The sequence below is a fragment of the Edwardsiella sp. A.80236 genome (assembly GCF_044540725.1).
Lineage (GTDB): Bacteria > Pseudomonadota > Gammaproteobacteria > Enterobacterales > Enterobacteriaceae > Edwardsiella > Edwardsiella tarda.
This window is the reverse complement of the sequence record NZ_JBIUCY010000011.1, coordinates 131,961-141,990: the sequence shown is the minus strand read 5'-3', so window position 1 is coordinate 141,990 and position 10,030 is coordinate 131,961. Positions and strand designations below refer to the sequence as shown.

12 protein-coding genes are annotated in these 10,030 nt (G+C 56.4%); 8 read left to right on the top strand and 4 right to left on the bottom strand.

All coding sequences use genetic code 11. The features are described 5' to 3' along the window. Positions 1-307: 307 nt before the first annotated feature. Complete coding sequence (gene gmhB, locus ACEQFP_RS11165) at positions 308-871, bottom strand: D-glycero-beta-D-manno-heptose 1,7-bisphosphate 7-phosphatase (RefSeq protein ID WP_005281816.1); 564 nt, start codon at positions 869-871, stop codon at positions 308-310. A 190-nt stretch (positions 872-1,061) separates the two neighbouring features. Between gmhB and metN the strand changes: the two genes are divergently transcribed. From metN to proS, 6 genes are all read left to right on the top strand, one after another. Beyond that, positions 1,062-2,093: a methionine ABC transporter ATP-binding protein MetN gene (gene metN, locus ACEQFP_RS11160; RefSeq protein WP_005281814.1), complete on the top strand. Its 1,032-nt coding sequence runs from the start codon at positions 1,062-1,064 to the stop codon at positions 2,091-2,093. After that, positions 2,086-2,739 carry a methionine ABC transporter permease MetI gene (locus ACEQFP_RS11155; RefSeq protein WP_005281812.1) on the top strand — a complete coding sequence of 218 codons (654 nt, stop codon included), beginning with the start codon at positions 2,086-2,088 and terminating at the stop codon, positions 2,737-2,739. The genes metN and ACEQFP_RS11155 overlap by 8 nt, the downstream gene beginning before the upstream one ends. 72 nt (positions 2,740-2,811) lie before the next feature. Further along, entirely contained in the window at positions 2,812-3,627 is an 816-nt protein-coding gene (locus ACEQFP_RS11150) for a MetQ/NlpA family lipoprotein (protein WP_005281810.1), read from the top strand. 110 nt (positions 3,628-3,737) lie between these two features. Further along, positions 3,738-4,160, top strand: a complete 423-nt coding sequence (gene rcsF, locus ACEQFP_RS11145) for an Rcs stress response system protein RcsF (protein WP_005297387.1) — start codon at positions 3,738-3,740, stop codon at positions 4,158-4,160. Beyond that, positions 4,157-4,861, top strand: coding sequence for a tRNA (N6-threonylcarbamoyladenosine(37)-N6)-methyltransferase TrmO (gene tsaA, locus ACEQFP_RS11140; RefSeq protein WP_035600078.1), 705 nt, complete (start codon positions 4,157-4,159; stop codon positions 4,859-4,861). The genes rcsF and tsaA overlap by 4 nt, the downstream gene beginning before the upstream one ends. Before the next feature lie 84 nt (positions 4,862-4,945). Then, the gene (gene proS, locus ACEQFP_RS11135; RefSeq protein WP_035600080.1) at positions 4,946-6,664 is read left to right on the top strand and encodes a proline--tRNA ligase; all 1,719 of its coding nucleotides are present in this window, start codon (positions 4,946-4,948) and stop codon (positions 6,662-6,664) included. Positions 6,665-6,731: 67 nt separating this feature from the next. Here proS and creA read toward each other — a convergent pair whose 3' ends face one another. Further along, entirely contained in the window at positions 6,732-7,220 is a 489-nt protein-coding gene (gene creA / locus ACEQFP_RS11130; protein ID WP_005281800.1) for a protein CreA, read from the bottom strand. Between the two features lie 200 nt (positions 7,221-7,420). Between creA and robA the strand changes: the two genes are divergently transcribed. Next, entirely contained in the window at positions 7,421-8,305 is an 885-nt protein-coding gene (gene robA / locus ACEQFP_RS11125; RefSeq protein ID WP_370546984.1) for an MDR efflux pump AcrAB transcriptional activator RobA, read from the top strand. A 2-nt stretch (positions 8,306-8,307) separates the two neighbouring features. Here robA and gpmB read toward each other — a convergent pair whose 3' ends face one another. Next, positions 8,308-8,955 (bottom strand): 2,3-diphosphoglycerate-dependent phosphoglycerate mutase GpmB, encoded by a 648-nt coding sequence (gpmB, locus tag ACEQFP_RS11120; protein WP_005281794.1) that lies wholly within the window; start codon positions 8,953-8,955, stop codon positions 8,308-8,310. A 162-nt stretch (positions 8,956-9,117) separates the two neighbouring features. Between gpmB and yjjX the strand changes: the two genes are divergently transcribed. Next, the gene (yjjX, locus tag ACEQFP_RS11115) at positions 9,118-9,687 is read left to right on the top strand and encodes an inosine/xanthosine triphosphatase (protein ID WP_337977510.1); all 570 of its coding nucleotides are present in this window, start codon (positions 9,118-9,120) and stop codon (positions 9,685-9,687) included. Here the strand turns inward: yjjX and trpR are convergent. Continuing rightward, a complete protein-coding gene (gene trpR, locus ACEQFP_RS11110) occupies positions 9,657-9,989 on the bottom strand; it encodes a trp operon repressor (protein WP_005281790.1) in 333 nt (110 codons plus the stop codon). The two genes, yjjX and trpR, sit on opposite strands and share 31 nt — an antisense overlap. Positions 9,990-10,030: the final 41 nt, after the last annotated feature.

Below are 10,030 nucleotides of genomic sequence, written 5' to 3'. Positions count from 1 at the left end.
ATTTTGGCATTCCGAGGAATGCTTAATACGAATCTTGCGAGTGCCCACACAGATTGTCTGATAATTTGTTAAAGAGCGTCGCCGCGAGAACTCGTTAAGCTGTCGTCGGCGTGGGCTGCGTATATTACGCTTTTCGCCCGCAGAGTCAAGCATTTATTTTTGCTTTCTCTGCCTGACTGGGCGACGTTGTTGTCGTTGTTCCCGGTCAGTGGTGGCGCATTATAGGGACTTCTCGCGAGGTGACAAGTCTTAATTTCAACTTTTTTATCACCTGCGCCATTTTCGACCAAAGCGGAGAAATAAGCGACTATTGGCGAGCTTTAATCGCCTGTGGCAACTGTGCCAGGCTATCCAGCACCAAATCGGCTAACGCTTCCCCATCAGCAGTCAGTGGCTTGCCACTACGCACCAGCACCTTGCTACCGACACCCGCCGCCTGGGCGGCCTGGAGATCCTCAAGCTTATCGCCAACCATATATGAGGCCGCCATATCAATATGTAGGAAACGCTGTGCATCCAGTAGCATCCCCGGCTGTGGCTTACGGCAGTCACACTGCTGGCGATACTCCGCCACCGTTCCCTCGGGGTGGTGCGGGCAATAATAGATACCATCCAGATCCACCCCGCGATCGGCCAATGACCAATCCATCCACTCGGTCAGATGCATAAACTGTTCTTCGCTAAACATACCACGCGCAATGCCTGACTGATTGGTGACCAGCACCAGGGCGTACCCCATCGCCTTCAGCTCCCGCAGGGCCTCAATCACCCCATCAATAAACTGAAAGTTATCGCTATCGTGTACATAACCATGATCGACATTAATGGTGCCATCACGGTCGAGAAAAATGGCAGGGATCTGCTGAGCCACTTGGGTATTACTCCTCAAAACTGAAATCGGTACACAGTATCGCACGTTTTAGACCAAAAAAGAGCGCATCATCCTGGTCGTTGATTAGTTGACTTAGACGTCTAGACGCCTTAACATCCAGTTCAATTTATAACGTGACTCATGTCACTGATGATGACGCTCCAGGCAACGACGAAACCTAAATATAAAAATGATTAAACTCTCTCATATCACCAAAGTATTCCAGCAGGGACAACGCCATATCACGGCGTTGGACGATGTGTCGCTACACGTCCCCGCCGGCCAGATCTATGGCGTCATTGGCTCCTCTGGCGCGGGTAAGAGCACCCTGATCCGTTGCGTCAACCTGTTAGAGCGCCCGACGCAGGGCCAGGTGTTGGTCGATAACCAGGATCTCACCGCGATGAGTACCGGGCAACTGACCCGCGCACGTCGCCAGATCGGCATGATCTTCCAGCACTTCAATCTGCTCTCTTCGCGTACCGTATTCGGTAACGTGGCCCTACCGCTGGAGCTGGATCGCGTCCCACGCGATGAGATCAAGCGCCGTGTCAGTGAGTTGTTATCGCTGGTTGGCCTGGCCGATAAGCACGATGCTTATCCCGCCAATCTGTCCGGTGGACAGAAGCAGCGTGTTGCCATCGCGCGCGCCCTGGCCAGTAACCCCAAAGTACTGCTGTGCGATGAAGCCACCAGTGCGCTCGACCCGGCCACGACTCGTTCCATCCTGGAGTTGTTGAAGGATATTAATCGCCGCCTAGGGCTCACCATCCTGCTGATCACGCACGAGATGGATGTGGTGAAGCGCATCTGTGATCAGGTTGCCGTGATCAGCCAGGGCAAGCTGATCGAGCAAGGGAGTGTCGGCGAAGTCTTCTCCCACCCGAAGACGCCGTTGGCGCAACAGTTCATCCATGCCACGTTGCACCTGGATATCCCGGATGATTTCGCCGAACGAATGACGCCGGAGCGACGTCCCGATAGCCAGCCACTGCTGCGTCTGGAGTTTACCGGTCAGTCGGTCGACGCCCCGCTGATCTCACAGGCGGTACGACGCTTTAACGTCGATATCAGCATTCTCAGCTCGCAGATGGATTATGCCGGCGGAGTGAAATTCGGGGTCATGTTGGCGGAGTTGCACGGCGACGATGGCGATGCCCGTTCCGCCATCGAGTTTTTTGAACAGCATCACGTGAAAGTTGAGGTACTGGGTTATGTCTGAGGCAATGATGTGGTTAATGGTGCGCGGGATCTGGGAAACCGTGGTCATGACCCTAGTATCCGGCTTTTTCGGCTTCGTCATCGGTTTACCGGTTGGTGTACTGCTGTATACCTCGCGCCCGGGACAAATCTTGGAGAATGCCAAGCTGTATAAGCTGCTGTCGGCACTGGTCAACATCTTCCGCTCCATCCCCTTTATTATCCTGCTGGTATGGATGATCCCCTTCACGCGCCTGATCGTCGGGACCTCCATCGGACTACAGGCGGCACTGGTTCCGCTGACGATCGGTGCGGCTCCCTTCATCGCCCGCATGGTGGAAAACACGCTGTTGGAGATCCCGAGTGGCCTGATCGAAGCCGCACGCGCCATGGGCGCCACGCCCATGCAGATCATCAGTAAAATCCTGCTGCCAGAGGCATTACCGGGTCTGATCAACGCGGCCACCATCACCCTGATTACCTTAGTCGGCTATTCCGCCATGGGCGGTGCCGTAGGCGCGGGCGGTTTGGGGCAGATCGGTTACCAATATGGTTATATCGGTTATAACGCGACAGTGATGAATACAGTATTAGTATTACTGGTCATTTTGGTGTATTTGATCCAGTTCAGCGGCGACCGTCTGGTCAAGACCATCAGCCGCAAATAAGAAGCCAGGCAATAATAAAGCGATGCGCTGACAAAAGTGCGCAACACACCATCACATACAGAAGGATATGCTATGTCAATTCAGTTCAAGTCTTTAGCACTGGTCGGTACATTGCTCGGCACGCTGGCACTGGCCGGCTGTGGTCAAGAGGAAAAGGATCCCAATCATATCAAGGTCGGGGTCATCGTCGGCGCCGAACAGCAAGTCGCGGAAGTCGCACAGAAAGTGGCGAAGGATAAGTATGGCCTGAACGTCGAACTGGTGACCTTTAACGACTATGTATTACCCAATGAAGCTCTGAGTAAGGGCGATATCGACGTCAATGCCTTCCAGCATAAGCCTTACCTCGATCAGCAGATCAAGGATCGCGGCTATAAGCTGGTGTCGGTCGGTAACACCTTCGTCTATCCGATCGCCGGCTACTCTAAGAAGATTAAGTCGCTGGACGAGCTGCAGGACGGCGCCCAGATCGCCATTCCTAATGACCCGACCAACCTGGGTCGCTCATTACTGCTGTTGCAAAAAGTGGGTCTGATCAAGCTGAAAGATGGCATCGGTCTGCTGCCGACCGTCCTGGATATCACCGAGAACCCGAAACATCTGAAGCTGGTCGAGTTGGAAGCGCCACAGTTACCGCGCTCGCTGGACGACAACCAGATCGCCCTGGCGGTCATCAATACCACCTACGCTAGCCAGATTGGCCTGACTCCGGCCAAGGATGGCATCTTCGTTGAAGGGAAAGATTCCCCTTACGTTAACCTGATCGTGGCGCGTGAAGACAATAAAGATGCCGAGAATGTGAAAAAATTCGTTCAAGCCTATCAATCTGACGAAGTGTATAACGCGGCTAACAAAATCTTTAACGGCGGCGCCGTTAAAGGCTGGTAATTTTCCCCCTTTTCTCTCCCTTAGCCAAGATGGGCCACGTGCCCATCTTGTCATTTCCGTTATAGATTGATTCAATACTCCCCAATCTCATCAATACCAGGACCTGTTCCATGCGTGCATTACCGTTATGTCTGCTCACGGCCAGCATGACACTGAGTGGCTGCTCCCTGCTGCATCGCGAAGCCGCGCCGATCACGCCTGCGACCGCAGACAAAACGCCAGAAACTGTTACCACGCCGCGTGCAGCGGCGACGCGCCAACCTACCATCGCACTCTATGAGAATGCAGAGGCGCTGCTCGGCAAGCCCTTCCGCGACCTCGGCGAGGTGAGTGGCAGCGTCTGCCAGAGCCGCCCACACCACACGCCCCCCAGCCTCAGCACGGCCAAGAAGCGTATGCTGCATAAGGCGGCGCAGTTAAAGGCCAACGCCGTACTCTTGCATAGCTGCCAACTGCTTGAGCAGGCCAACGGCTGTTATCGCCAAGCGCTCTGTACGGGTTCGGCCCTGAACATTACCTCGTCAGCGCAATGAATACGTTTCAATTCGCACCGATAGGCGTCATCCATTCGCCCTACAAAGAGAAGTTCGCCATTCCACGCCAACCTGGGTTGATTAGCGATGGTGGCGGCGAACTCGAGCTGTTACCGCCCTACAATCAGGCCGATACCGTGCGAGGATTGGAAGGATTCAGCCATTTATGGGTGATCTTCGTCTTCCACCAAACGATGGCTGGCGGGTGGCGACCGACCGTCCGTCCACCACGCCTGGGGGGAAATACCCGCGTCGGCGTCTTCGCCACCCGCTCGACCTTCCGTCCCAACCCTATCGGTATGTCACTGGTTGAGTTGCAGGGGATCGAGACCCATAACGGCGTACGCCTACGTCTGGGCAGCCTGGATCTGGTCGATGGCACCCCGGTACTCGACATCAAACCCTATCTCCCCTTCGCCGAGAGCCAGCCGCAGGCTCAGGCTGGCTTTGCCCAACAGGCTCCGGCGGCAGATATGCCGGTCGTCTTCATGCCAGAGGCGGAGGCTCAGATCACCCAGCATCAACGCAATTACCCGCATTTGGCTCGCTTTATCCGCCAAGTCCTGGCACAAGATCCCCGTCCCGCCTATCGACACGCGGCGGATGAAGATCGGGTATATGCGGTACATCTCTTAGATTTCAACCTGCGTTGGCGGGTCAAACATGGCGTCTGTGAGGTTATTGGATTAGATGAGCGTTAGAAAATCATCCTCCTCCCTTTTGACGCCCCGCCGGCACTGGTAAACTAGACTACTTTTTTTGCTCGTTCGAACGGAACCATACTCATGCGTACTAGCCAATATCTGCTCTCCACCCTCAAGGAGACCCCCGCCGACGCGGAAGTCGTCAGCCATCAGCTGATGCTGCGCGCCGGGATGATCCGCAAACTGGCATCCGGCCTGTATACCTGGCTGCCGACCGGTCTGCGTGTGCTGAACAAAGTTGAAAACATCGTGCGTGAAGAGATGAATTACGCCGGTGCCATCGAGGTCTCAATGCCGGTCGTTCAACCGGCCGATCTGTGGCAAGAAAGCGGCCGCTGGGAGCAATATGGCCCGGAATTGCTGCGCTTCGTCGATCGCGGCGAGCGTCCGTTCGTACTCGGCCCGACCCATGAAGAGGTGATCACCGACCTGGTTCGTAATGAGATCAGCTCCTACAAGCAGTTACCGCTGAACTTCTACCAGATCCAGACCAAGTTCCGCGACGAAGTTCGCCCACGCTTCGGCGTAATGCGTTCTCGCGAATTCCTGATGAAGGACGCCTACTCCTTCCATACGACCCAGGAGTCCTTGCAGGAAACTTACGACGCGATGTATGCCGCCTACAGCCGCATCTTTAGCCGTATGGGCCTAGACTTCCGCGCCGTACAAGCCGACACCGGCTCCATTGGGGGTAACGCCTCCCATGAGTTCCAGGTGCTGGCGCAGAGCGGCGAGGACGATATCGTCTTCTCTACCGACTCCGACTACGCCGCCAATATCGAGCTGGCCGAAGCCATCGCACCGACCGCCGCGCGGGCCGCCGCCACGCAGGCGATGGAGCTGGTCGACACGCCGCACGCCAAAACGATCGCCGAGCTGGTTGAGCAACACAACCAACCGATCGAGAAGACCGTTAAGACCCTGCTGGTCCATGCGGCCGAAGAGAGCGGTCATACTCTGGTCGCCCTGCTGGTTCGTGGCGATCATGAGCTGAACGAAGTGAAAGCCGAGAAACTGGAGCTGGTCGCCACGCCGCTGACCTTCGCCAACGAGGCGGAAATCCGCGCGCTGGTCAATGCCGGGCCGGGCTCCCTGGGGCCGGTGAACCTGCCGTTACCGATCGTCGTCGACCGCGCCGTCGCCGCGATGAGTGACTTCGCCGCCGGTGCCAACATCGATGGTAAACACTACTTCGGCATCAACTGGGAGCGCGACGTGGCGCTGCCGCAGGTCGCCGATATTCGCAACGTCGTCGAGGGTGATCCGAGCCCGGACGGCCACGGTACCCTGCTGATTAAGCGTGGTATCGAAGTCGGTCATATCTTCCAACTGGGGACGAAATATACCGAGGCGCTCAACGCCACCGTACAGGGTGAAGATGGTCGTAACCAGCTGATGACCATGGGTTGTTACGGTATCGGGGTGACACGTGTAGTCGCCGCCGCCATCGAGCAGAATCATGATGAACGCGGCATCATCTGGCCGGATGCTATCGCGCCGTTCCAGGTTGCCATCCTGCCGATGAACATGCACAAATCTTTCCGCGTGAAAGACGTTGCCGAGCGCCTGTACGACGCACTGCGTCTCAAGGGAATCGAAGTTCTGCTGGATGACCGGAAAGAGCGTCCGGGTGTGATGTTCGCCGATATGGAACTGATCGGTATCCCACACACCATCGTCATCGGCGATCGCAACCTCGACAACAACGAAGTCGAATACAAATACCGCCGCGACGGTGAGAAGTTAATGATCAGCCTGGATGAGATCGAAGCCTTCCTGCTGGCGCAGATCGCACGCTGAGTGGGCATTCACGTCTAACTCGTACCAACAGGCCGACCTCGTCGGCCTGTTTTTTCTTGATGGCTTATCAGCCTTGGACGGGGGCGCTCCACGGCATCACGGGGACCGCACTGATCGCATTTTTCGGCGATCCTTCGACGACACGATCAGAGTAAGAGAGGTAAATCAGTACATTACGTTTACTGTCATAGAAACGTACAACCTGCAACTTCTTAAAAACCAGAGAGGTACGCTTACGAAACACCACTTCGCCATCCGCTTTTTTATTGCGGATCTTTTCGCTCAGGGTGATCGGCCCAACCTGCTGACACGAGATGGCGGCGTCGGAGGTATCCTCGGCCAAGCCTAGCCCCCCTTTAATCCCCCCCGTCTTAGCCCGGCTAACGTAGCAGGTCACATTATTCACGTCCGGATCATCGAACGCCTCGACCACGATTTTATGATCAGGACCGAACAGTTTAAACACGGTGTCGACGGATCCGATCTCTTCGGCCTGTACCGTGCCAGCTAAAAATGTCGTCAACGCGACACATAAGCCAACAAAATATTTATTCACTACATTACCTCTAAAATTTTATAATAACTTGCGTTATTAGTTTAGTGGCGACTAACGTGTTAAATAGAAAGGATAACACGCCGTTTTTTTATTATACTGCTTGCCCTTAGTACGTATTGCAATCAGCACATGCCGCCGGATCAGGATTGCATTTCCCGAGTTACTGCAATCGATGTCTACCACCGCATTAAGGAAGCTTTATGGATCAGGCCGATATTATTCATGACCTGTTACACTGGTTAGAAGGGCACCTCGACCACCCGCTGACTCTCGACAACGTGGCGGCCAAAGCCGGCTACTCTAAATGGCATTTACAGCGGATGTTCAAGGATATTACCGGGCAGGCCATCGGCGCCTACATTCGAGCACGCCGTCTCTCCAAGGCTGCCGCCGCGCTACGCCTGACTAGCCGCCCGATTCTCGACATCGCCTTACAGTACCGTTTCGACTCGCAACAAACCTTCACCCGCGCCTTTAAAAAACAGTTCAATCAGACGCCGGCGCTCTACCGTCGCGCCGAAGAGTGGCACGCCTATGGCATGCGGCCGCCGATCCGGCTGGAAGGGTACACCATGCCGACGCCGAAATTCGTCACCCAGCCCAACCTCTCTCTGGTCGGGGTAACACAGAGCTACACCTGCACCCTGGAGCAAATCAGTCGGGTACGTACCGAGTTACGCACCCAATTTTGGCGCGATTTTTTACACGCCGTCCAAGATATCCGCGATATTCCTCCGGTACTGTATGGGCTCCATCACGCCCCCCCCAGTCAAGAGAAGGATGACGAGCAGACGATCTTCTACACCACCGCACTGGAACCGCATCTGTTACCGAAACAGGTCACCCGTGAAGTCCAGCCGATTCAATTGGCGGGCGGCGAGTATGTACAATTTAGCTATCAGGGGCCGACCGAACACTTCCAGGACTTTATCATCGATCTGTATGGGAGCGTCCTGCCGACGCTGAACCTCACCCGGCGGCGGGGCTATGATATCGAACGTTTCTACCCCTTGGTGGACTCCGCTCAGCGTCCACCGAAGAATATTCACTGCGAGTATCTGATCCCCATCCGCCACGCGATCTGATCTTAACGCAACACTTCATCCATCGACGGTCGGGTCAGATGCTCGACATCCCCCGCCGTCTCGACCACCCAACCTGATGCCAGCCAGGCGCTCTGCTGGTAATCCACTCGCGACAGCGAGCAGTTGCGCAGGCGCAAACGCCGCTCCGCATAGGGGGGAAGCCCTAAGAGGGTGGACAACAGGCAGCCCAACGCGATGCCGTGGCTAACCAGTAAGGGCCGACTCCCCTCAGGAAGCGCCAAACAGTCGTTCAACGCCTGCCGCATGCGAGCCCCCAGCTCACTCATGCGCTCGCCCTGCGGAATACAACCATCGGGCGAGCCATCCAGCATACTCAGACGCCACTGCTCCTCCTGCGGCGTCAGCGAGGCGAGCAGACGCGACTCCAACACGCCCATATTCAGCTCACGCAACCGCGCATCCAGCGTCAACGGGCAGCCACAGGCATCGGCGATGATCGCCCCCGTCTGCTGGGTGCGCCCCAGATCGCTGGCAATCACATGGGTGATGCCCATCTGGCGCAGACGTGCAGCGGCCTGGCGGGCCTGCTGCTCCCCCATCATGGTCAACGGGCTATCGGACTGCCCCTGAATACGCCGCTGCACATTCCACTCTGTCTCACCGTGGCGAATAAGGTATACCTGTCTCATCTCTTTTTTACCTATACTAGGCCGTCTCCAGCCACAACTGCGCTTACAGGCCGGGATTAGCCGACCCCTACTCTCGGCGATGTCCCGTGGCACACGCACCCAGGTCGACGTGGCGCGCGCGCCGCCGCCGTACCACCGCCTCATTAAGGAAACCGGAATCGTATGTATCATGTTATCGCCGCGACCACCAATCCGGCCAAAATTCAGGCCATTGCCTTGGCGTTTGACGATACCGTTGGCGCCGGACAATACCGCATCGAGGGGATCGAAGTCGACAGCGGCGTGCCGGAACAGCCGTTAGGTAGCACACAAACGCGCAGCGGTGCGCGTCATCGGGTGATCTGCGCCCGTCAGCTCCGTCCCGAGGCGGATTTTTGGGTCGGTATCGAGGCAGGGATTGAGGATAATATGACCTTCGCCTGGATGACGGTCGAAAACCGCCATCATCGGGGCGAAGCGCGCTCGGCCAGTCTGCTGCTGCCAGAGGCCATCATGGTGGGCATCCGCCAGGGAAACTCGTTAGGCCAGGAAATGCGCCGTCTGAGTGGTATCGATGACATCAATCGGCGCGAAGGCGCTATCGGCGTCCTGACCCAAGGGCGGCTCAGTCGTACCCGTGTCTACCACCACGCCCTGTTACTGGCCTTGGCCGCATTAGCCCCCTGCTACCACCCAGCGCCTCTCGCTATGCCATCTGGCGACTATGCCGACTTCTCCTCCGTCAGCAGTTGATGCGTCAACCACTGTTTAAAATCAGGGGAGGCCAACTTCAGGCTGTTAGATCCCCGAGTAATCGTGGCGATGCCAGCGCCTAGCTGGCTCTTTAGCTCGCGCTGGCTCATCTCGCCCTTCAGCAACTCTTCGATGATACGTACCCGCGTCGCCAACGCATCACGCTCATCTGGGGTGAGGAACAGTTGCAACATGGGTGCCTGCCACCCCTCTTGATAGGCCTGCTGCAACAACTGTATAAAGCGTTGCCAGTCATCCTGCTGAGCCGGTGCCTGTTCCGGCGTGGCGCTTATCTTGGTCATCGTCTGTGCTACCTCTGGCTGCGGCTGAACTATTTAACGAG